Consider the following 22,671-nt stretch of genomic DNA (forward strand, 5'->3'; position numbering starts at 1 on the left):
GGACATCTTTGTCATTGTTTCTACACTCTAATGTCGAAATCAGACAGAAGCAAGCTCGGCGGCGATATGCCGTGCTCCGCGGACGGCGAGCGCGACGCCCGTGAGCGTCGGATTGCACGCGGTCGAGGTGGGGATCACTCCGTTGCCTGCGACGAACAGGCCGGGCACTCCCCAGACCTCGCTGTCGGGATTGCAGACGCTTTCGCCGTCGTCGGTCTCACCCATGCGCGTCGTGCCCTGATAGTGCAGCGAAGCTCCGAGCGGCATCGTGAACGGACGTTCGTCGAGAGGTTCGCCGATCGCCTTTCCGAGACGGACGATCTCGGCCTTGGCCCGCTCGATCACCTCGTGATCATGCGCACTGAGCGTGTAGTGCAGCGTCATGGCCGGCATCCCGTACCCGTCGACCGCCTCGTCGGAGAATTCCACCCGATCGGAGGCCTGCAGGTCCTTCGCGCAGAACAGACCGAGCCCCACGATCGATCCGGGCGCCGCCGGATCATCCTCTGCGAGCTTCACCGGCGACGCGTCGAGCTGCATGACTTGCCCGTGGAACGGCATCTGATCGGTGAACGGCACCCAGGTGACGCCGCTGTACTCGCTGAGCCCGGTCCGCGGGGCGCCGTCGGCATCCGCGGTGGGCTCGAAGTCACGGATGCGCACTGCGAACACGATCTGCGCCTGGTCGTTGAGGTAGCGCCCGAGAGCCCACGGACGGATCCCGGAGGCCCAGAGCACCTGAGGGGTGCGCAGGGCATCGGCCGCGACGACGACATGGCGGGCGCGGACCTCGTGACTCTCGCCCGTGCGCACGTCGGTGACGGCCACTCCGGCCGCGTGACCGTCCTCTACGAGCACCCGAGTGACGAGCGACTCGTCGTAAAGGGTGAAGTGCGCGTTGCCGCGGGTCTTGTCGCCGAGCACGACGTCGGACCCTGACCACACCAGCACACCGTCGTCACGACGATGCACGGCGAGCGGCATCCGCTGCACCCGCTCGTGCGCATCGCGGCCATCGTCGGCGGCCGCAGCCAGCCGGTCCCGCACGAGAGGCGCGTGCGGAGAGGCGTCGAAGGCGTCGCGGGTGACACCGAGCAGTCGCTCCGCCTCCGCCAGTAGTTCATCGAGCTCTCCGCTGTCGTCGAGGAAGCCGATGCGCTCGCTGTCGTTCGGCCGAGGGCACGCGCCGGTCCAGTGCGCGGACATCCCGCCGACGTTGCTCGAGAACGCGGCGACGGGCAGTCCTTCCTCTCCCTCGACCTGGTATCCGGATTCGAGGAGGAACGTGCCGGGCCGAGCGCGGCGCTGCGCCGTCTTGACGATGCCGCCGACACGATCGCCGCCGTCGTGCGCGTCCGGCCCTTCCGAGCGCAGCTGAGCGCGAGCGCGCGCGTCGGGGTCGGCGATGTTCTTCACGTGTGCGCCCGGCGGATCGGAGACAGTCGGACCAACCTCGAACATGGCGATCGTCGCTGCCGGCGCGTTCTCGCTGAGGATGCGCGCGTAGGTCGAACCAGCAGGGCCGCTGCCGACGATGGCGACGTCGACCGATGCCGGATAGACGCGCTCGCTCATGCGTCGTCCGCGAGCTTCTGGATGAGCTTCACCGACTCCGACGATTCGGTGGTCGGGTAGTACTCGAGCCCGATCGGTCCGTCGTAGCCCGACGAGCGCAGCGTCGCAAGGGTTGCGGGCCAGTCGATCGAACCCGTACCGGGCTCTCCGCGACCCTCGGTGTCGGCCAGCTGCACGTACTTCACGATCGAACCGGCGTTCGCGAGCTCGGCGGCCATGTCCTCGCCCTCGACTGCCGAGTGGTAGATGTCGTAGAGGACCCCGAAGAACGGGGAGTCGACGCCCTTCGCGACGTAGACGCCCTCGCTCGTGCGGTCGAGGAGCGAACCCGGGTGGTCGATGCGCACGTTGACCGGTTCGAGAACGAGCGTGATGCCCGAGCCCTCGATCTGCGCGATGGCCTTCTGGTAGATCTCGATCAGCTTGTCGAGCTGCACCTGGCGCTTCCAGCCGCCGAATCCCGTGCCGCTGCCGACGACCATGCGGGGCGTACCGAGGAAGTGCGCGATCTCGACACCTTCGTCGAGCTTGCGGTAGAACTCGGAGTGATCCCACGGCGGGATCATGAACTGGGTGCGCGGCTCGCTGAGCTGGGCGGTCAGCTGGGTGCCGGTCTCCTCGAGCGCAGCCTTCAGCGCGGGGAGGTCCTTCGGCGTCGAGGGAGCGTCTGCGCCGGTCGGGCCCCACATCTCGACGGCCGTGAACCCGGATGCCGCGGCCGCACGCACGCGGTCGTGATAGTCGCCGGCTTCGGTGAAGAGCAGTTCGATGTTGGGGGCGAGTTGGTATGACATGGAAAGTCCTTCGGTGATCAGAACATCGGATGGTCGTGGGCGGCATGCACGGGAACCTGCTGAAGCACGTCCCAGTGCTCGACGATCCGGCCGCTCTCGAATCGGTAGATGTCCGCGACCGCGGCGTCGGGTGCGCCGGGTCTGGAGGCTTTCACGTGAACCATCGCGAGGTCGCCGTCGACAAGCATCCGCTGGATCTCGAAGCGCGCCTCGGGCGACCCGTCGAACTTGGGCGTCAGGGCCTCGATCGCGGCCGCCGGCCCATCGCCGATCGTCGGGTTGTGCTGGCGATAGTCGTCAGAGACGAGCAGGTCGAAGGCATCTCCCACGCGCTTCTGCGTGTAGAAGAGATCGACGAACGCCTCAAACGCCGCACGATTGTCGACGCTCATCTGATCAGCCCTTCAGCCCGCCGGCGAAGCCCTGGATGAAGCGCTTCTGCGCGAACAGGTAGAACGCCAGGATCGGAATCATCGACACGATGACGATCGCGAAGATCTTGTTCCACGCCGAGACCAGCGAGCCGATGTAGTAGTACATCGCAACGGGGAGCGTCTGGTTGGCGGATCCGCCGAGGAAGATGAGCGAGGTGAAGAAGTCGTTCCAGACGATGAGCCCACACAGGATCGCCACGGTTCCGGTGGCCGGTGACATCAGCGGCAGCACGATCCGGAAGAAGATCTGAGTCCGGCTGGCACCGTCGATCGTTGCCGCTTCCTCGTACTCGGTCCCCAGCCCGCGGAAGAATCCCGCGTACAGGAAGATCGACAGGGGAAGCAGCATCCCGGTGTAGAGGACGATCATGCCCCAGATCGATCCGGTGAGCCCGACGGTCCGGGCCCCGATGTAGAGGGGGACGGTGCCGAGCTGCGTGGGCAGCACGATAGCGATGAGGAACAGGTAGTAGACGCCCCGGCTCCACCGCCGCGTGCTGCGGGCGATGACATAGCCGGTGAGCGCGCCGAGCAGCACGAGCAGCAGGATGCTGCCCGTCGTGATCAGGATGCTGTTGATCAGGCCCATGATCACGTTCGAGTTGCCGGTCGCGGTCAGCACTGCGATGAAGTTGCTGAAGTCGATGGATGACGGCGGCGTCAGGGCCGTCGTGGTCAGGGTCTCCTGGTCGGACTTGAACGACGTCGCCACCAGGAAGTAGAACGGAGCCAGGAAGGCGATGGCGATGATCCAGAAGACGACCTCGCGCAGCGCCGTGAACTTCGTGTAGCGGAACATGTCAGCTCTCCTCGGGGCGGCCGTTGGTGACACGCTGCTGAACGAGCGCGAAAGCCAGGATGATCAGGGTGAGCAGCAGCGCGAGAGCCGCACCGTAGCCGAAGTTGCCGAGCGAGAAGGACTGCTTGTAGACCTGCGTCGCCAGTGTTTCGGTGGCGCCGGCCGGCCCGCCCGCGGTGAGCGCCATGATCTGGTCGAAGACCCGAAGCCCGTTCACGATGCCGAGCGTCGTCGCAATCGCGACCGCGGGGCGGATCGAAGGGAGGGTGACGTGCCAGAAGCGCTGCCAGAGGTTCGCGCCGTCGATCGCGGCGGCTTCTTCGATCTCCACGGGGACCGCCGCCAGACCAGCCATGTAGATGACCATCGCAAAGCCGGTGTTCTGCCACACGATGACGATCAGGACCGTCCAGATCGCCCACGTCGGGTCGGCGACCCATGGCTTCGCGAGTTCCTCGAGTCCGACCGCGCTCAGCACGGCATTGAGCGGCCCGTTGTAGTCGAAGATGAACTTCCAGATGTACGAGACTGCCAGCGGGCTGAGCACCACCGGCATGAAGAACAGGACGCGAAGCACGTACCTGGACCTCAGTCCGCGGTTCAATCCGAGGGCGATCGCCAGACCCGCGATGTTGCTGAGGACGACGGACGCGAACGCGAGGAACAGGGTGTTGCCCAGTGCGCCGATCTTGGTCGGGTCCTGGAAGATCTTGACGAAGTTGTCGAGGCCGACGAACGCGAAGTCGCCGATGCCTGACCAGTCCGTGAAGGCGAAGAATCCGCCGACCGCTGTTGCCACATAGTGGATCAGGATGACGAGGATGATTCCCGGAAGGGCCCACCACCAGTGGCCGAACTTCAGCAGGCCCGGGCGGCGGGGCTGCTGGACCTCAGGGCCGCGACGGCCGCCCTTCTTCGGGAGGACGACGAGCTCTGTCTCCGACTCCACTGTTCCAGTCATGATTCCTCGTGTTCCTCACGTCATCGTGCACTGAGTGCTGACCGCCCGGGAGAGTGTCTCCCGGGCGGTCAGGTGTCACTGATCCCAGGCGGTGTCCATCTCGGTGAGCACCTGGTCGATCGTCTTCTGCCCGGTCAGGAGCCCCTGCACGCCGACCCCGAGCGCGTCGTAGACCGACGGGTTGGGCCAGACGTTGGACGGCAGCGAGGTGTAAGAGCCCGAGGCGAGCAGGTCGACGACCGGCTCGTAGATCGTTCCGGTGAGGTCCATGTCCTTGTATGCGGACACCGGCAGTTCACCCGAAAGCTCGTAGTACTTCTGCTGCTGAGCGTCCTCGGCCATCCACTCCAGGAACGCAGCCGATGCGTCCTTCGCCTTGGAGGCGGCGTTGATCGAGAGCGTGTAGTTGGAGCTGGCCATGATGTAGGGCGCGCCACCGTCGGCGGGGAAAGGCTCGACGGCGAACGCCGCCTCCGGCGGTGCAGCCTTGGCGATCTCGATCGCGGCACCAGAGGGGATGAACCCGCCGATCGACGTGCCACCAGAGAGGCCGTTGGTTATGGCGTCGAAGCCGCCACCTTCGGATCCGGCCTGGAAGCATCCGCCGTCGTTGAGGTCGATGATCGTCTGGAGGGTGTCCTTCCAGCCATCGCTGTCAGCGAAGGTCGTGTCGCCGTCGAGGCGCTGCTGGTTCCAGTCGGGGTCCTGTGCGTAGACGCGCGTCGCCGAGATCGCCTGCGCCATGAGCCCGGTGTTCGGCGGCGCGGCGCCGGCGAGCGCGAACAGGGAGCCGCCCGTGGCTGCTGCCGCATCGCAGGCCGCGTACAGGTCGTCCATCGACTCGGGCCATGCGAAGTCCGTGATGCCCATGCGGCCGGCATTGCCGAAGCTTGCGACGACCGATCCGATCGTGAAGTCGAGCGGCTGTCCGTAGACCTTGCCGTCGATCTCGAAGAGCGACTCGCTGCCCTCCGGCACCAGGCTCGCAGCCGTGTCGCCGAGCGGCTCGAGGAAGCCGGCATCGGCCAGGCCGATGAGCCCGCGGGCGTCACCGCTTCCGGGCGTGGTCTGGATCACGTCGGAGGCGTTGCCCGCCTGCAGCTGGGTGCGGATCGTCTCGCCGTACTTGTCGTTCGGCGTCGGGTTCGTGGTGATCGTGACGTCGGGATTCTCCTCCATATAGAGGTCCGCGAGCGTCTGATAAGGGCTTTCGAGGTTGTTCGACGTTGCGAACGTGAACGAAAACGCCTGCTCGCCACCGTCGGACTCTTCGGGAGTGGCCGAGGAGGAGCAGCCGGCGAGGATGAGGGCACCCGCAGCCGTCGCGGCGAATATGCCGTTGCGGAGAACGCGGGTGCGTCGATGCTGTGTCATGTCAGCCTTTCTGACTTCGTTGTCGGCCGCTCGTTCATCGAGTTGCCTGCTGTCTTGCCAGTATCGTTCCGATGTGCAGAAAACGCACATAAGTAGTTTGGATATAGGGCATAAGCCCGGGCAAGACTGAGCGACGGCGAAATGCTGCATCCAGATCAGCTATGAAAGGTGGATCCCCCATAGACAGCGCTGATAGATTCGGATAACCAGCTACCACCCGAAGGACACATTGACGTGGCCGATCACGCACCCCTGTCCCGTCTCGATCTGAATCTGCTCGTCGCCTTGGACGCGCTGCTCACCGAGCGCAGCGTCACCAGGGCCGCCGAGGGGCTGCATCTGAGTCAACCCGCTTTGAGCGCATCATTGAGTCGACTGCGAAACCACTTCAACGACCCGATCCTCGCCCGGCGCGGCAATACCTACGAACTCACTCCGTTCGCCATGCGTCTCACGGAACACACCACCACCGCGCTCGAGGCGGCCCGACGAGTCTTCGAGAGTCAGGCGAGCTGGACCCCGACGGAATCGGTGCGTGAGTTCGCCATCTACGGCAGCGACTACGGATTCGTGACCATCGGCACTGCGGTGGCAGCACTGGCCGCGGAACGTGCGCCGGGGGTTCGCTTCCGGTTCATGCTGCACAACCAGTCCATCGTCGAGGACGCCGCCAACCGCCTCCGGTCCGCCGATGGGATGGTCATGCCGCATGGCCATCTGACTGACCTCCCGTACTCGGATCTGTGGCACGACGATTGGGTCGCCGTCGTCGCAGACACCAACACCACCGTCGGCGACGAACTCACCATGACCGACGTCGCAGAACTGCCCTGGGTCATGACCTACCAGTCCCGATCCGCCTTCACGTCAGCGGCCCGCCAGATCCAGCAGCTCGGCATCGAGCCGCACATCGAAGTCATCGTCGAGAGCTTCCTCGCTCTTGCATCCTTCGTCGCCGGAACGCGCCGAGTCGGGCTGATCCAGGCGTCGCTCGCACCGGCCGTACTGCGGCTGGGAAAGACCAGAATCGTCTCTCTGCCTTTTGTCGCGACGCCCCTCAGCAACGCCCTGTGGTGGCATCCTGTGCACAATCGCGACCCCGAGCATCTGTGGATGCGCGGGTTGTTCGAGGAGGCCGGACGCTCGATCGAAGCGAGCTAAGCCGGCTGCAGCTCACGCATCGCCTTGCGGATCAGGTCGTGCTGCCTGCGAACGAGGAGCAGCGGGTCGACCTCGCCGAGCTCGGCGAATGCGTGCCCCTCCCACTCGCTGGACCAGTAGCCGCGGTAACCGCCCTCGACGAACACCCGCACGAGGTCTGGGTAATCGATCGCCGGCTCGAGACCGTTCTCGTCGATGTCATAGAACTTCGCGTGCACGTGCAGGATCTGCGGCATGATATCGGCCCACTCCTGCGGCGAGACGTGCCCGTGCATGTTGAAGGCCAGATGCGCGAACGAGCCGAGACGGCCGGGATCGAAGTCGCGGCTCTGGAGGTAGCCGATGAACTCCTGCTGACGCTCCTGCATCGTCGCCTCGGTCCCCCAGATCGACTGCAGCGTGGCGAGCGCTGCGTCGTCGAGACCGGCTCGCTGCACGGCGCGCAGAAGGGTCGGTGACATGCTGTGCATCGTCGAGGAGAAATCGGCGACGAAGCCGAGCAGGGGCGAGTCGAGTTCGGCGTAGGTGTCGCGCACCTTGAGCACGGCCTCCGCGTTCGGCCCCATCGGCGCGTGGATCTCGTAGGCGAGCTTGAGGTTCAGCGTCTCGGCGACCGGCAGCAGGCGGCGCAGCAGTTCGGGCTTGGCACTCTGGATTCGCACGAGCGGGAATCCGAGCTTCTCCGCGCCCTGGAACATGAGCTCGCTGAATTCGAACTCTTCGTCCGGCGACATGTCGCGATCGCGACGACGGCCCATGTCGAGGTTGGCTCCGAACGAGCTCTCGTCGAATCCGTACTTGTCGAACGCGGTACGCCAGGTGCGCACGAACTCGTCCGAGACCACCGGATACGTCGGCACCATCTGCGATGCGACGATCTCGATCCCGGGCCCGATCCCCAGCTCGGCGACCCTACCCAGCAGACCTTCGAAGTCGAACCATCCGGCGCGGAACTCCGCGCTCGCCGAGTACAGCGTCAGGCCGAGCTTGAAAGGATCGGCATCGGTGGCCGGCGGCGGTGGCGGTACATCGGAGACGAGCGCGGGAGCCGCGGCATCCTGATCGGTCACCGTCAGCGTCTTGACGTCGCGGACGAAGTTCGGCACATACATGCCGGGGCCGCCGTCGGTGCCGGGTGCGATCTGCATGTAGGGCAGGCGCAACTGGCCGATGAGAGTCACGTCGTGGATCTCGCCGAGCTCGACCCGAGTGTCGCGCGCCACGATCAGGAGCGGGTGCTCTTGGAGAAACCAGAGCACCTCGCTCTGCGCAGGGAGCTCATCCAGTGCGTACCGGACACCCTGGAGTTCGAAGGACAGGCGCTCCACAGGCACGTCGGTGCCGTCGATCGTGACCTTCAGCGAGGACACCGATGACAGCCAAAGACTGCGATACCAGGGCAGAGTGAGAGAGAGCGCGAGCCCCTCGGGGTGGACGCGGAGGCTGTCTTCGTGGATCAGTCCGTTGGGCATGATGCCTTCTTCTTTCACTGCGGAGAGCTCGGATGCCTGAGCTCAGAGTCCGTCCGCGACCTGGCGGATTAGGGAGTGCTGGCGCCGCACCTGTTCGATGGAACGCCACGGAATTCGATCTCCCTCGTACTCGCTGGAGAGATAGCCGGTGTAGCCGGCGTCCCTCATCGCTCGCAGCACGGGCTCCCACGGGATCTGCTGGTCGTCGAGGTTCTCGTCGATGTCGTGGAACTTCGCCTGCACGAAGACCACGTGCTCGGCGACGTCGGCGAAGTCGGCCGGATCGACACCGATGCCGTCGAGGAACGCGGGTCGCCGACCGGGCAGCTCACCTGGCTTCAGCGGAATGGGACGATCCTGGAAGATGCCCGTGTCGATCAGCAGCCCGAAGTGCTTGGTTCCGGTGCGCTTGATGAATTCGACGTACTCCTCGACGACGGCGTGCTTGATCGGCGTCGGCGCGTGGATCTCCGGGCAGATGATCACGTCGAGCTCCTCGGCGAGCGGCAGACTCTGCTCGACGACCTCGGTCCAGATCGGGTGCGGCACCAGGTCACCGGTGATGACGCCGATCTTGGGTCGGACAAAGCGGAAGCCGAGCCGTTTCGCGAGGCGAAGGTCGCGCTGGAGGGCCGCAGCCCCCTCGGCGACCGTCATGTCGCGGCCCTTCGGGCCGCTGGAGTGCAGGCGGGTGTCGATCCACGAGCCGTAGGTGGTGGGCTCGAGTCCGTACTTCTCCAACATGCGGAACCAGTCGTCCACCCACTCCTGCGAGGGATGCGGGTAGTTCGGAATGTGACCTTCGCCGAGGATCTCGACACCTGTCGCGCCGATGTCGGCGATTCCGGCGAGAGCGGTCTCGAGGTCGAGCACGGTGCCGTAGTCACCCATGAAGCTGTACAGCGACACACCGTACTTGAACGGCGCACCCGCTGCCTCCGGCGACAGGGTCACGTGCTTGGTCACGTGATAGGTGGACGGCTGGTGTTCGACGGGTATGTACGACATGCGCAGCCGCAGCTCGATCGTCACTTCATGCACCCCGTCCGGCAGCCCGCCCTCCAGCGGCACCGTGACGATCGCCGCTTCCTCGAGCGGCCAGCGCACGTCCTCGCTCTCCCACAGTTCGGCGAGAGTGTAAGTGGTTCCGGCGAAGGTCCACAGGGGCACGTCGGCCGCGACATCGACGAAGTCGCCGACTTTCACGGCGATGCCGTCGATGAGCGATGCGGTCATCCCGCGGTAGGAGGGCATCCGGACGCGAATCTGGAAGCCGGTGATCCGGCCGCCCTCACTCACATTGCGGAACCCGACGGACTGGATGAGGTCTCTTTCGAGAAGCATCGATGCTCGCTCTCTGATCGAATCCCACCGACTCGTCTGGAAGGGATCGATGCCGACACTAGCAGGATTAGGCTCGATTCCCACATAAGTAGGACGGATGCGCGCATAAGGATGCCGGCGCGGGCAAGGCCGATCTGGGCGCCGTAGCCGAGTCGATCAGAAGCTCCTGGATGAAGACGAAAACCCCCGGATATCCAGGGGTTTTTCTGCGGAGACGGAGGGATTTGAACCCTCGGTCCCCATAAGGGGACTCCACCTTAGCAGGGTGGTGCACTAGGCCGAACTATGCGACGTCTCCAGGCATCCGAGCACCGAGGCGAACGGACGCGCCCAGCAATCATAACCGCTGCGGGGCCTCCAGACGAACCGGGCGCCTACCCCTCAGGCTTCGTGCAGGTGACATCGGCAGCCGTACTGCCGGTGACCTGCGACGGAAGGGCGACCGCCTCGTCAGGCTCCTCGGTGGCGGACGGCGAAGGCGAGCTCGACTTGCCGGGAGTCGCGGTCGGGCTGGCCGAGGGCTTGGTCGCCTCACCCGTCACCTCGACACCGAAACCACCGCTCGCCTCGCCCGTGAGCTCGAGAGCCTTGTTGTCGCGCAGCGCCTGGAACAGCACGTCGGCGGGCTCCGTGAGGGGCAGCACGCCGCTCTCGCCGTTGACCGACCCGTACGCGGTCGGGTACTGCACGAAGACGATGTCGGAGTAGTCGACGTCCTTCACGGCCATCGCGATCTGCACCATCAGGGTCGGGTTCGTCAGCGACTGGCTGAGGACCAGCTGCTTGTTCTCGACCTGTGCCATCGCGGTGGTCGCCAGGTTGAACAGCACCGACGGGTTCGCGAGCACCGACTCGGACTGCAGCTTGCGCACCATCGAGCCCATGAACTGCTGCTGGTTGGAGATGCGGCCGAGGTCGGAACCGTCGCCGATGCCGTGGCGGATGCGCAGGAACTGCAGCGCCTCCTCGCCCTGGAGGGTGTGGTTGCCCGCCTTCAGGTGCAGGCCGGTGTGCTTGTCGTTGATGTCGCCCTCGACGCAGACGTCGACGCCGCCGATCGCGTCGGACATGTTGATGACGCCGGTCCACCGGATCGCGCCGGCGAACTGGATGTCCTCGCCGGTCAGCGCCTCGACGGTGAGCACGGTGCAGGCGAGCCCGCCGTAGCCGTACGACGAGTTGATCTTCTGCGCGCTCATCGCCGAGTAGTTGCCGGTGCCGTCGGCGTAGGGGCACGACGGGATCGGCACGAACATGTCGCGCGGGAACGAGACGACCGTGACGCGACGCGGGTTGTCGCTGATGTGCACGAGCATGGTGACGTCGTTGCGCTCGCCGCCGGCGTCGTGCGCGCAGCGCGGGAAGAGCTTGACGTCCTGGCCCTCGCACGAGTCGGTGCCCACGAGCAGCAGGTTCACGCCGCCCTCGATGGCGCCGATCGACGGCGGGATCTCTTCGTCATCGCCCAGCGACACAGCGTTCGCGCCGATCGCCTGCGCGGTGTTGAGCACGGCGAAGCCGGTGATTCCGAGGACCGAGACGAGCACGACGGCCAGGCCGACCGCGACGATGGTGAGCATCTGGGCGAACGCGTTCGGCGACGTCAGCACGCCGTGCCGCGCCACCGTCTGGCGACGCGCACCCTTCACATCGTTCTGCTTGCTCACTCGAGTCCTCTCGGGCTGGGGGAACTCCACGCCGGGAACACAGTCCCCATGCTTGCGGAGGGTGTGGGATTCGAACCCACGGGACATTGCTGCCCACTGGTTTTCAAGACCAGGTCCATCGGCCGCTCGGACAACCCTCCCGACCGGGGATCGGGATCCCCTGTCGAACAGGCGTCGAGTCTAGCCGACAGCGCCGTAGGACATTTTCGCAGGTAGGCCTGTGGAACCTCTGAAAGACGGATGCCGTCCCTACAGCGATTTCAGGACGGCGGCGACGCCGCCCGCATCCACCGACGTCGTGGTCTCGGTCGCAGCATCCCGCACTTCCTGCGGACCCTGCGCCATCGCGACCGCGCGCCCGCCGTTGCGGCGCGCCCACGCGAACATGCCGACGTCGTTGCGTCCGTCGCCGATGACGAGCACGTGCGCCGGGTCGACGCCGAGGTTCGTGCGCACCCGCTCGAGTGCGGTGGACTTGTCGACCCCGTGCGGGGCGATGTCGAGCCACGCGCTCCACCCCACGGCGTACGAGACCTGGTGGAGGCCGATGCGCGAGACCAGCTCGGTGAAGTCCTGTGCGGTGTCGCCGGGCGAGACGACCACGACGCGGCACACCGGCTGCGCCGACAGCTCCTCGAACGGCACTCGCGTCGCCTGCGTCAGGTTCCAGTCGTCCATGAACTCGGTGTACAGGCGCCTGCCGTCGGCGAGCTCGACGAGATAGCGCGCATCTGGCAGGTGCTGCTTGAGCAGCGTCAGCACCTCGGACGCGTCGAACGTCTCCACGTGGAACCGCTCGTAGTGCACCTCGTCGGCGTCGACGCGCTTCATGATGACCGCCCCGTTGGAGCAGACGACGTACTCCGGCGCGATGTTCAGCACGCGGACGGTGCCGCGCGTGCCCTCCCAGCTGCGGCCCGTGGCGAGCATCACCTCGTGGCCGGCGCGGTGCGCGTGGGCGACCGCATCCACCACTCCCGGGCTCAGCGACTCGTCCTCGAGGAGGATCGTCCCGTCGATGTCGAGCGCGATGAGCAGACGCTCGGTGGCGACGTCGGGGTTCTCGGTGTCTTCGGCGATCTCCTCGACGATCTTGGCGGCCTTGGTCGGTTTGACGACCCGGATGCTGCCGGTCGGCGGGAGATGCGCCTCGCTCACGCGATGGGCTCCATGACCTCGAGGCCGCCCAGGTAGGGGCGCAGCACCTCGGGCACGGTGACCGATCCGTCGGCGCGCTGATGCGTCTCGAGGAGCGCGACGATCCAGCGGGTGGTGGCGAGGGTGCCGTTCAGCGTCGCGACCGGCTGCGTCTTGCCGCCGTCCTCGGGACGGTGGCGGATCTCGAGCCGGCGCGCCTGGTAGGTGGTGCAGTTCGAGGTCGACGTCAGCTCGCGGTAGGCGCCCTGCGTCGGCACCCAGGCCTCGACGTCGTACTTGCGCGCGGCGCTCGAGCCGAGGTCGCCGGCGGCGACGTCGATGACGCGGTAGCTGAGACCGAGGTCCTGCAGCATCCCCTCCTGCATCTCGACGAGGCGGAGGTGCTCGGCCTCGGCGTCTTCCGGGGTCGTGTAGACGAACATCTCGAGCTTGTTGAACTGGTGCAGGCGGATGATGCCGCGGGTGTCCTTGCCGCCGGAGCCCGCCTCGCGGCGGTAGCAGGTCGACCAGCCGGCGTAGCGCTTCGCGCCCTGCGACAGGTCGAGGATCTCGTCCATGTGGTAGCCGGCCAGCGGCACCTCGCTGGTGCCCACGAGGTAGAGATCGTCGGCCTCGAGCCGGTAGACCTCGTCGGCGTGCTGACCCAGGAATCCGGTGCCGCGCATGACCTCGGCGCGCACCAGCGTCGGCGGGATGATCGGGATGAACCCGGCGGCGAGCGCACGCTCCAGCCCCAGGTTCATCAGGGCGAACTCGAGCCGCGCGCCGATGCCCGTGAGGAAGGTGAACCGAGCGCCGGAGACCTTCGCGCCGCGCTCCATGTCGATCGCGCCGAGCTTCTCGCCGAGGGCGAGGTGGTCGAGCGGCTCGAAGTCGAAGGCGGGGATCTCACCGTGCGTGCGGAGGGTGATGAAGTCGTCTTCGCCGCCGGCGGGGACGCCATCGATGACGATGTTCTCGACCTGGGCGAAGGCGGCGGATGCTGCCTCCTCCGCGGCGGTGACCGCGTGCTGCGCCTGCTTGACCTGCTCGGAGAGCTGCTTGGCCTCGGCGACGAGCGCGGCCTTCTCCTCCTTGGGAGCCTGCGCGACCTTCTTCCCGTGCGCGTTCTGGGCGGCGCGGAGCTCTTCGAAGGCGGTGATCGCCTGGCGGCGTGCGGTGTCGGCGGCGAGGGCGGCGTCGACCGTGTCGGGCGAGCTCCCGCGGGCCTCCTGCGAGCGCTTGACCAGGTCAGGATTGTCGCGGAGAAGAACGGGATCGATCACGAGATCGAGTCTAGCCGCGGGCCGTCGGTCAGCCGGTGACCTGCCGGTCAGCCGGTGTAGGTCGACACCAGCGCCGCCCGATCGGTGAAGTAGCGGGCGTACACCGCCTCGAGTTCGGGGGCGAGGCCGCTTGACGGCATCACCTGCGAGCCGAGGTAGGCGAACAGCTCGGTGTCGAGCGAGGCGTCGTGGGCGCCGACCGACCCGCTGATCTGCTCGAGTATGGGATCCGTCGGCGGGATGTCGGCATAGGCCGTGTGCAGCAGGGCGTCGATCTGGCCGGCCTCCCCCGCGTCGAGCTCGTCGTACGCCGCGTGCAGCAGCTCGTGCGCCAGCGTCGTGACCAGCGATCCCACCAGGCTCGGGTCGTACTCGTCGGCGATGAGGATGAAGCCCAGCGAGCTGTAGCACCCGGTGACCATCAGATCGGGGTCGTCGTCCTCGCTCTTGCCGCACATCTCCTCGACCTCGGCGGGCGGGGCGAGCTGTGGCCGGGATGCGTAGAGCAGCTGCCGCCCCTCGTCGGTGAGATAGGCCTGATCGGCGAGTTCGACGATCTCCGGCGCCGGCTCGGGGACGCCGCCGAACACACGCTGCGCCGACGCGGCGACGCGTTCTGGCCCGGCGATCGTCACCGCGGTGAACAGTCCAGCCGACACCACGGCCAGCACGACTCCCGCCACCACGCCGTGCGGCATCCGCCGCCGGGGCGGGCGCGCGCCGGACGAGGCGTACCCGCCGGACGCGGGACGCACGGGCCCCGACTCGAAGAACGTCACGCCCGCACGATATCGGACATCACCGCATCCGATCGCAGACGGCCGCGCGGCCCGCCCCACCCCTAATGTGTAGACATGACGGCCGCAACGGACAGCACGCCCGCCGGCGATGAGACGGCAGGCGAGTCGCCCGCCGGCACCACCGCGTCCGACGAGGCGCGCCGCGTGACGCCGGCGGGCGAGGCTGCCCCGATCGATGCAGCATCCTCTTCCCGTAAACGGGCCGCGCTCGTGTACAACCCGATCAAGGTGACCGCCGAGAAGCTGCGCGCGCAGGTGAGCGAGGCGGCAGCGGCCGCCGGCTGGGCCGAGCCGCTGTTCTACGAGACAACGGTCGACGACCTCGGCGACGGGGCGACCAGGGCGGCCCTCGCCGAAGAGGTCGACGCCGTGCTCGTCGCCGGCGGCGACGGCACCGTGCGTGCGGTCTCGGAGGCGATGAGCGAGTCGGGCGTCCCCCTCACGATCGTGCCGAGCGGCACAGGCAACCTTCTGGCGCGCAACCTGCGACTGCCGCTGGTCGACCCCGCATCGATGATCGCGGCGACCTTCGACGGCGACATCCATCCGATCGACATCGGTTTCGCGACCCTCACCCGCGCCGACGGCACGAAGAACGACCACGCGTTCGTCGTGATGGGCGGGATGGGGCTGGACGCCGCCATGATCGCGAACACCAACCCCCAGCTGAAGAAGTCGGTCGGCTGGGTGGCCTACGTCGACGGCGCGGCCCGCTCGCTGGCCAATGCCAAGCCGTTCCGCGTGATGTACCAGCTGCCGGGTCACCGCCTGCACTCGGCCCGCGTGCAGAGCGTGCTGTTCGCCAACTGCGGGTCGCTGCCGGCGGGGCTCGAGCTGATCCCCGAGGCCTCCGTGGCCGACGGGGCCCTGGACATCGTGATCATCCAGCCGAAGGGCGCCTTCGGGTGGATCTTCGTGTGGCGCCGTGTCGCGTGGGACAACTCGGTCCTGCGGCGGTTCCGCGCCGGGCGCCGGGTGCTGGCGCTGCGCACCAAGGACAACGCCATGCGCTACTCCCGGGGCACCGGCATCGATCTCGCCGCGACCGAGCCGCGGCCCGTGCAGCTCGACGGCGACGAATTCGGCGAGGCCCGCGAGGTGACCACGCGGGTGGTCGCGGGCGGCCTGCTGCTCGCGATGCCCTCCGGCCACGACGTCTCGCGGCTGTAGGTCGAGGCGCTCCGCGCCGCGCGCCCCGACGGCTGGGGCCCGGGTCTCGGGGGCCCGGCACTCCAACGCGTTTACGGACGGGACACGCCGCTTGAACGCGGGTCGACGCGGCGTGTCCCGTCCGTAAACGGTCAGGGGGCGCGCTCCTCAACAGGACCGGCGCTGCGCGAGTAGTCGACGGATCGAGGATGCCGCGGCCCGCCCGCAACGCGGGCGGAACACCGTGGAGCCATGCACCGGGTTCCACCACTCCCGCCCGAGCTCCTCGGAAGACCGTTCGCCCTGCGAGAGGCGGACGCACTCGGCGTACCCCGCTCGCGCCTGCGGCGGAGCGACGTCACGGTCCCGCTCCGCGGCGTACGTGTCATGCGCACGGCGCTGACCGACAGCATCCTGGCCTCGGAGGGACCCGATGAGGTACCCGCCGGCGCGGCCGCCGGGCTGCAACCGATCCGCGACCTCGCCGAGCAGGGCGTCGAGCCCTGGCTGCTGCTGCGCCAGCAGGTCATCCAGCGCGCACGATACGAGCAGGCGCGCCTTGCGGTCGGAGCGGCGTTCAGCCACACGACGGCCGCCGCCGTCCACGGCTTCCCGTTGCGCGCAAGACATCTGCGGATGTCCGAGCTCCACATCACCACATACTCCGATGCGGCGAGGCGCCGCCACCGGGGTGTCACGGTGCACCCGCTCCCTCGCGACGAGCGCCGCGTCATGGTGGATGGGTTGCTCGTCACCCATCCGATCGACACCTGGTGCGCGCTCTCAGCGATGTTGAGCCTCGACGAACTCGTCGAGATCGGGGATCATCTGGTGCGGCGCCAGCATCCGGTCGCGTCCCTTGATCAACTGCGTGAAGCGGTCCGCCGCTACGCGGGCAGACACGGCGCGAAGGTGCTCCGGATGGCGGTCGACCTCGTCAGAGAGCGGACAGACTCGAGCAGGGAGACGAGCCTGCGACTCGACCTCGTGCGCGCCGGGCTGCCCGAGCCCGCGATCAACGTCTCGGTACGCGATCAGCAGGGTCGACACATCAAGCTGGGCGACATGGTCTACGAACAGCAGCGCGTGCTGGTGGAGTACGACGGCGAGCAGCACCGCACGAGTTCGCACCAGTACCACAAGGACGCCCGCGACCTCGAGCGGGCCATAAGCGCAGGATGGCTGGTGATCCGAGTCCGACGTCATGACCGAGACCCGCGCGAGGTGGCCGCCCGGGTTCGCGCGGCGCTCCGCTCGCGCGGCGCCCGCGTGTGACCGCCGCCCCCCCACCGTTTACGGACGCGACACGCCGCTTGCGTCGGCGGCCACGCGGCGTGTCCCGTCCGTAAACGGGATGGGGGCCGAGGCGCCCCGCCGATCGGGCGGCCTCAGCCCTTCACGGCGCCGCCGAGGCCGGCGGAGCGCAGGAACACCGACTGGAACAGCAGGAACATCGCGATCGGGATCAGGGTCGAGATCGCGAGTGCGGCGAGGAACACATCCAGCTCTGTCTGGCTCTGCACATCGGGCAGCCGGACCGACAGGGGCTGCACCGCGGGGTTCGGCAGCACGAGCTTCGGCCAGAGGTAGTCCTTCCACGCCGCGATGATCGCGAACACCGACACCACCCCGAGGATGGGCTTGGACATCGGCAGCACGATCGACCAGAACAGCCGGAACGGCCCTGCGCCATCCGTGGTCGCCGCCTCGAACACCTCGCGCGGGAGGTTGTCGAAGAACCGCTTGACCAGCAGGATGTTGAACGCGTTCGCCGCCATCGGCAGCCACACCGCGAGGTAGTTGTTGAGCAGGCTGACCTCGCCCAGCAGCGGCGGGTTGACGATCGTGAGGTACAGCGGCACGAGCAGCACGATGCCCGGGATGAACAGCGTCGCCAGCACCAGCGCGTTGAGGATCGGCGCGTACTTCGGACGCAGGACCGACAGCGCGTACCCCGCCGTCGTGGCGATGAACAGCTGCGAGAACCAGGCCCCCGCGGCGATGACCACCGTGTTGAAGAAGTACTGGTCGATGTGGATGTCGTTCCACGCGGTGGACAGGTTCGCCCAGTCCATCCCGTTCGGCCAGAGCGCGAACGGCTGGGACAGGGTGTCCTGCGTCGGGGTGATCGCGGCCTTCGCGAGCCAGAGGATGGGCCCGAGCCCGGCGACGACGAGCGACACCGTGAGGAAGATGTGCGTGATCGTCATCCCGGCGCGGGTGCCGGGGCGGCGCCGCTCGGAGTCCGACACGATGGTGCGCTCGGCGAGGTCGTCGATGCCCTTCGGCGAGCCCAGCGACCGTCCGCGCCGCGCGGTCAGGAAGGCACGCATCCCCTCCTTGCGCATGGTGGTGGAGATCGAGGAGGTCATGAGGTGCTCCAGCGGTTGGTCAGCTTGAAGTACAGCCAGGAGAGGATCGCGAGCACGATCGCGAGCAGCACCGACACCGCGGTCGCCTCGCCGTAGTCGCCGCCCAGACTGTTCCGGAACGCCTTGTCGTAGATGTACAGCAGCACGGTCTTCGTCGCACCGGCAGGGCCGCCGCCGGTGAACAGGAACGGCTCGAGGAACACCTGCGCCGTCGCGATCACCTGCAGGATCAGCATGATGAAGAGGATGCCGCGCAGCTGCGGGATCGTGACGTGCCAGACCTTGCGCCAGATGCTCGCGCCGTCGACCTCGGCGGCGTCGTACAGCTCGGGCGGCACGCTCAGCAGCGCAGCGAGGTAGATGATGATCGACCCGCCCGCGGCGGCCCACGTCGCTTCGAGCACGAGCGAGGGCATCGCCTGCGTCGCCGACGACAGCCACGGCTGCGGAGGGATGCCGACCCAGCCGAGCGCGGTGTTGAACACGCCGGCCGGGTCGGCGCTGTAGAAGAACTTCCACAGCAGCACCGCGACGACCGGGGGGATCACCACGGGCAGATAGGCGAGCGCCGAGTAGACGCCCTTGCCGCGCTTGACCTCGCTCATCAGCACGGCCATGAACAGCGGCAGCGGGAACCCGAACAGCAGCGCGAGCACAGCGAAGTACAGGGTGTTGATCACCGCGCGACCGAGCTCGGGATCGCTCAGCACGGTGACGTAGTTGTCGAGCCCGACCCACTCCGACACGATCAGGTTCGTCTTCTGCAGGCTCATGATCACCGATTGCACGATCGGCGACCACGAGAAGAAGAAGAACACGAAGATCATCGGCAGCAGGAACAGGAGGTTCCAGAGGCCGCCCCCGCGGTACCAGGTCACCGGGCTGCGGCGCGGCTTGCGTCGCGCAGGCGCGACAGGGGCGGATGCTGCCTCAGCACGTGGCGGCAGGGTCATGGTCACGTCGGTTCCAACTCGGTGGGTCCGATTACGGACGAGACACGCCGCCTGCTCCGTGCGGGAAGCGGCGTGTCCCGTCCGTAAACGGGGTGGGGCGGGGGGGGTTACTGGTCGAGCAGCGCCTGCGCGTCGGTCTGCGCCTTGGCGAGCAGCGCGTCGATGTCGGCGTTCTCATCGGTGAGGACCGTCTGCACGACACCGTCGAGCAGGGCGTAGACCTCCTGGGTGCTCTTCTTCGCCTCGCCGACTGGGGTCTGGTCCCAGATCGAGTCGATGAAGGGTGCCATCTGGTCGCGCGGCACGTTGATGTACGGCTCGATCCAGGTCAGCGACTCCTCGTACAGCTCACGGCTCAGCACAGGGAGCACCGGGGTTCCGACGGCCTGACCGGAGTCGGACAGCGCCTTCGCGTCGGCCACGGCAGCATCCTCGTCGAGCAGCTTCTGCATGTAGTACCAGTCGATCCAGGTGACCGCGGCCGCCTTGGTGTCGTCGTCGACGGTCGGGCTGATCACCGCGATGTCGCCACCACCGAGCGTGCCGGGGTCGTCACCCTCGACCGGGACGACGCCGAGGCCGTACTGGTCGGGGCTCATGCCGAAGTCGCGCACGAGGGCCGTGTAGACGTCGGAGCCCGACGTGTACATGCCGATGTTGCCGGCGGCGAACTCCTGGTTGATCGTGCCCCAGTCGAGGTCGACCTTCGAGCCGAACGAGTCGTCCTCCCACCGCAGGTCGTGCAGGAACTGCAGCGTGTTGCGGGTGCCGTCGTTGTCGATCGTCGACTCGGCCGTACCGTCGGCGTTGTCGACCTGCGTGCGACCGCCGCGCGCGACCGTCTGCGCCGTCAGCTGCCAGCCGCCGGTGTTGTTGATCGCCATCTGCGCGTAGCCGGCCTTGCCGGTGGCGTCGGAGATCTTCTTGGCGTACTCGCGCACCTGCTCCCACGTGGTCGGCGGGCTGTCGGGGTCGAGGCCGGCCTGCTCGAACAGGTCGCGGTTGTAGTGCAGACCCATCGCGTACGCCTGGCGCGGGAACCCGAAGATGTGGCCCTCGCCGTCGGTGACGCCGTCGAGGATGATCGGGTTGAAGCTGTCGGTGTAGCCCAGCTCCTCGATCTCGTCGGTGACGTCCATGAGCTGGCCGTTCTCGAGCAGCGTCTTGGAGTCGGTGAACGGCACGGTGAACACGTCCGGCAGGCTGCCGCCGGCGAGCTGCACGGCGAAGGTCGGGCCTTCCCACTCGTACTCGACACCGATGATGTCGATGTCGGGGTGCTCGTCCTCGAACTGCTTCTCCTGGGTGGCGAAGGCCTCGTAGGCCGCAGCATCCGCTCCGGGCGGGAACGTGGCGACCCGCAGCTCGACCTTGCCGTCGGCGTTCTCCTCTCCCTCGCCGGCGGAGCAGCCGGCGAGTGCGCCGATGGTCGCCGCCACGGCGACACCGGCGAGCAGGACCCTTGCTGGTGACTTCATCGTCTTTCCTTTCGTGGTGAGGACCGCGCCTGCCTCGTTGCGCGTCAGCCCTCGGGGGTGTGGGTGGTCGTGGGCGCAGGGACCTGCAGCCACGCTGTGGAATCGCCCGCAAGGCGCCCCGCGTCGAGTGGTGCACTCGACAGCAGGACGGTCGTGCCCTCGGGCAGGGGCACGGGGTCGTCGCCGGTGTTGACGACACACGCGAAGGTGTCGCCGCGGCGGAAGGCCAGGATCTCGGATGCGGCGCCCCGGTGACCGGCGGCAGGGACCGCATCGTCCCACCAGGTCAGCGGGCCGTCGCCGAGCGCGGGGATCTCGCGCCGCAGCCGCAGCGCGTCCCGGTAGAGGTGCAGGGTCGACGCCGGGTCGGCCTCCTGCGCCTGGACGGTGAGCGTGGACCAGTCCGCGGGCTGCGGCAGCCATGGCTCGGTGCCGGCGGGGCCGAAGCCGTACGGCGGCTCGGCACCCGACCAGGGCAGCGGCACGCGACAGCCGTCGCGGCCGGGGTCGACGCCGCCTGAGCGGAAGTGCATCGGATCCTGGATCAGCTCGCGCGGCAGGTCCTCGACCTCGGGCAGCCCGAGCTCGTCGCCCTGGTAGATGTAGAGGCTGCCGGGGAGCGCCGCCACGAGCAGAGCGGCGGCGCGGGCGCGGTGGAGGCCCAACTCGGGGTCGCTCGGCACGCCGAAGCGCTTCTTCAGGAACGCGAACGCGGTGTCCTCCCGCCCATACCGGGTGGCCGGACGCGTCACGTCGTGGTTGCTCAGCACCCAGGTGCTCGGCGCGCCGACGGGGGCGTGGGCGGCGAGGGTCTGCTCGATCGATTCGCGGAAGGATGCTGCGCCCCACGGCCGCGCGAGGAAGTCGAAGTTGAACGCCGTGTGCAGCTCGTCGGACCGCAGGTAGTGGGTGAACCGCTCGATGTCAGGCACCCAGATCTCGCCGACGAGCACGCGCGTGCCGGGGTAGGAGTCGGCGATGGACCGCCACGACCGGTAGATGTCGTGCAGCTCGTCGCGGTCCTCGGTGGGGTGGTCGGGCTTCTCACCGACCTCGGGCAGGTCGGCGTCCTTGACCAGCAGCGCCGCGGAGTCGATCCGGACGCCGGCCACTCCGCGGTCGAACCAGAAGCGCAGGATGTCCTCGTGCTCACGGCGGACGTCGGGGTGATTCCAGTTCAGGTCGGGCTGCTCGGGCGTGAACATGTGCAGGTACCACTCGCCCGGCGTGCCGTCGGCGTCGGTGGTGCGGGTCCATGTGGTGCCCTGGAAGCTCGAGACCCAGTGCGTCGGGATCTCGTCGCCGTGCTCGCCCTTGCCGGGGTGGAACCAGAACCGCTCGCGCTCCGGGCTGCCGGGGCCGGCGGCGAGCGCCGCCTGGAACCACTCGTGCTGGTCGCTGATGTGGTTCGGGACCACGTCGATGATCGTGCGGATGCCCAGCGCGAGAGCCTCGGTGATGAGCGCCTCGGCCTCGGCGAGCGTGCCGAAGCGAGGGTCGATGTCGCGGTAGTCCTGGACGTCGTAGCCGCCATCGGCGAGCGGGCTCGGGTACCAGGGGTTGAACCAGATCGCGTCGACGCCGAGGTCCTTGAGGTACCCGAGGTGCTGCCGCACGCCGGCGAGGTCGCCGGTGCCGTCGCCGTTCCCGTCCGCGAAGCTGCGGACGTAGACCTGGTAGATCACGGCGCTGCGCCACCACAGTGCGTCATCGCGGGCGTCGCTGTCCACGGGGCTCCTTCGTCGGTGATGGGGCGGCTACCGATGAATGTAGCTTTGGGATCCTTTGCGCGCAACTCTTTGACAAGTATCTGCAAGATCACGATTATGCAACGGCGGGTTCTGGATTCGTCGAGCTGCGGTCAGAGACCCACCCCGGCCCGTTGAGCGAGCGCAGCGAGACGAAGCGGAGCGAG

Annotated in this window: 19 protein-coding genes and 2 tRNA genes; 3 read left to right on the forward strand and 18 right to left on the reverse strand. The window is 67.6% G+C overall.

Going from position 1 to position 22,671, the window contains the following annotated elements; translation table 11 throughout:
• Positions 1–39: 39 nt before the first annotated feature.
• The 6 genes from Microterr_RS13320 to Microterr_RS13345 all read right to left on the reverse strand — a co-directional run bounded on the left by Microterr_RS13320 (position 40) and on the right by Microterr_RS13345 (position 5,937).
• Positions 40–1,575, reverse strand: a complete 1,536-nt coding sequence (locus Microterr_RS13320) for a GMC oxidoreductase (RefSeq protein WP_263797430.1) — start codon at positions 1,573–1,575, stop codon at positions 40–42.
• A complete protein-coding gene (locus Microterr_RS13325; RefSeq protein WP_263797429.1) occupies positions 1,572–2,369 on the reverse strand; it encodes a sugar phosphate isomerase/epimerase family protein in 798 nt (265 codons plus the stop codon). Before Microterr_RS13325 ends, Microterr_RS13320 begins: the two co-directional genes overlap by 4 nt.
• A gap of 17 nt (positions 2,370–2,386) precedes the next feature.
• A complete protein-coding gene (locus tag Microterr_RS13330) occupies positions 2,387–2,761 on the reverse strand; it encodes a nuclear transport factor 2 family protein (protein WP_263797428.1) in 375 nt (124 codons plus the stop codon).
• Positions 2,762–2,765: 4 nt separating this feature from the next.
• Entirely contained in the window at positions 2,766–3,602 is an 837-nt protein-coding gene (locus Microterr_RS13335) for a carbohydrate ABC transporter permease (RefSeq protein WP_263797427.1), read from the reverse strand.
• A 1-nt stretch (position 3,603) separates the two neighbouring features.
• Positions 3,604–4,563 carry a carbohydrate ABC transporter permease gene (locus Microterr_RS13340; RefSeq protein ID WP_263797426.1) on the reverse strand — a complete coding sequence of 320 codons (960 nt, stop codon included), beginning with the start codon at positions 4,561–4,563 and terminating at the stop codon, positions 3,604–3,606.
• Positions 4,564–4,638: 75 nt separating this feature from the next.
• Positions 4,639–5,937 (reverse strand): ABC transporter substrate-binding protein, encoded by a 1,299-nt coding sequence (locus Microterr_RS13345; RefSeq protein WP_263797425.1) that lies wholly within the window; start codon positions 5,935–5,937, stop codon positions 4,639–4,641.
• Between the two features lie 234 nt (positions 5,938–6,171).
• Between Microterr_RS13345 and Microterr_RS13350 the strand changes: the two genes are divergently transcribed.
• The gene (locus Microterr_RS13350; protein WP_263797424.1) at positions 6,172–7,098 is read left to right on the forward strand and encodes a LysR family transcriptional regulator; all 927 of its coding nucleotides are present in this window, start codon (positions 6,172–6,174) and stop codon (positions 7,096–7,098) included.
• Here Microterr_RS13350 and Microterr_RS13355 read toward each other — a convergent pair.
• The 8 genes from Microterr_RS13355 to Microterr_RS13390 all read right to left on the reverse strand — a co-directional run bounded on the left by Microterr_RS13355 (position 7,095) and on the right by Microterr_RS13390 (position 14,783).
• A complete protein-coding gene (locus Microterr_RS13355; RefSeq protein WP_263797423.1) occupies positions 7,095–8,570 on the reverse strand; it encodes a sugar phosphate isomerase/epimerase in 1,476 nt (491 codons plus the stop codon). The two genes, Microterr_RS13350 and Microterr_RS13355, sit on opposite strands and share 4 nt — an antisense overlap.
• 42 nt (positions 8,571–8,612) lie before the next feature.
• Complete coding sequence (locus tag Microterr_RS13360; protein ID WP_263797422.1) at positions 8,613–9,914, reverse strand: sugar phosphate isomerase/epimerase; 1,302 nt, start codon at positions 9,912–9,914, stop codon at positions 8,613–8,615.
• 209 nt (positions 9,915–10,123) lie between these two features.
• Positions 10,124–10,212: transfer RNA gene (locus Microterr_RS13365), tRNA-Ser, on the reverse strand.
• A 76-nt stretch (positions 10,213–10,288) separates the two neighbouring features.
• Positions 10,289–11,581, reverse strand: a complete 1,293-nt coding sequence (locus Microterr_RS13370; RefSeq protein ID WP_318528820.1) for an LCP family protein — start codon at positions 11,579–11,581, stop codon at positions 10,289–10,291.
• A 55-nt stretch (positions 11,582–11,636) separates the two neighbouring features.
• Positions 11,637–11,721 (reverse strand) — tRNA-Ser (locus Microterr_RS13375).
• Between the two features lie 109 nt (positions 11,722–11,830).
• The gene (locus Microterr_RS13380; RefSeq protein ID WP_263797421.1) at positions 11,831–12,739 is read right to left on the reverse strand and encodes an HAD family hydrolase; all 909 of its coding nucleotides are present in this window, start codon (positions 12,737–12,739) and stop codon (positions 11,831–11,833) included.
• Positions 12,736–14,004, reverse strand: coding sequence for a serine--tRNA ligase (gene serS / locus Microterr_RS13385; RefSeq protein WP_263797420.1), 1,269 nt, complete (start codon positions 14,002–14,004; stop codon positions 12,736–12,738). Before serS ends, Microterr_RS13380 begins: the two co-directional genes overlap by 4 nt.
• Before the next feature lie 47 nt (positions 14,005–14,051).
• Positions 14,052–14,783, reverse strand: coding sequence for a hypothetical protein (locus tag Microterr_RS13390; protein ID WP_263797419.1), 732 nt, complete (start codon positions 14,781–14,783; stop codon positions 14,052–14,054).
• A 75-nt stretch (positions 14,784–14,858) separates the two neighbouring features.
• Here Microterr_RS13390 and Microterr_RS13395 point away from each other — a divergent pair, with 75 nt between their 5' ends.
• Together Microterr_RS13395 and Microterr_RS13400 are read left to right on the forward strand one after the other, a co-directional pair.
• On the forward strand, positions 14,859–15,974 hold the full coding sequence (locus Microterr_RS13395) for a diacylglycerol/lipid kinase family protein (RefSeq protein WP_263797418.1): 1,116 nt from the start codon (positions 14,859–14,861) through the stop codon (positions 15,972–15,974).
• A gap of 366 nt (positions 15,975–16,340) precedes the next feature.
• Positions 16,341–17,228 (forward strand): DUF559 domain-containing protein, encoded by an 888-nt coding sequence (locus Microterr_RS13400; RefSeq protein ID WP_263797417.1) that lies wholly within the window; start codon positions 16,341–16,343, stop codon positions 17,226–17,228.
• Positions 17,229–17,341: 113 nt separating this feature from the next.
• On the opposite strand, the gene Microterr_RS13405 is transcribed toward Microterr_RS13400, so the two are convergent.
• The 4 genes from Microterr_RS13405 to Microterr_RS13420 form a co-directional block, all read right to left on the reverse strand.
• Positions 17,342–18,325, reverse strand: coding sequence for a carbohydrate ABC transporter permease (locus Microterr_RS13405; RefSeq protein WP_263797415.1), 984 nt, complete (start codon positions 18,323–18,325; stop codon positions 17,342–17,344).
• Positions 18,322–19,278, reverse strand: coding sequence for a carbohydrate ABC transporter permease (locus Microterr_RS13410; protein WP_263797414.1), 957 nt, complete (start codon positions 19,276–19,278; stop codon positions 18,322–18,324). Before Microterr_RS13410 ends, Microterr_RS13405 begins: the two co-directional genes overlap by 4 nt.
• 107 nt (positions 19,279–19,385) lie before the next feature.
• The gene (locus Microterr_RS13415; protein WP_263797413.1) at positions 19,386–20,756 is read right to left on the reverse strand and encodes an ABC transporter substrate-binding protein; all 1,371 of its coding nucleotides are present in this window, start codon (positions 20,754–20,756) and stop codon (positions 19,386–19,388) included.
• A 44-nt stretch (positions 20,757–20,800) separates the two neighbouring features.
• Positions 20,801–22,486, reverse strand: a complete 1,686-nt coding sequence (locus Microterr_RS13420; RefSeq protein ID WP_263797412.1) for a glycoside hydrolase family 13 protein — start codon at positions 22,484–22,486, stop codon at positions 20,801–20,803.
• Positions 22,487–22,671 lie beyond the last annotated feature (185 nt).

Origin of the sequence: Microbacterium terricola (assembly GCF_027943945.1) — a bacterium.
Taxonomy (GTDB): Bacteria; Actinomycetota; Actinomycetes; order Actinomycetales; family Microbacteriaceae; genus Microbacterium; species Microbacterium terricola.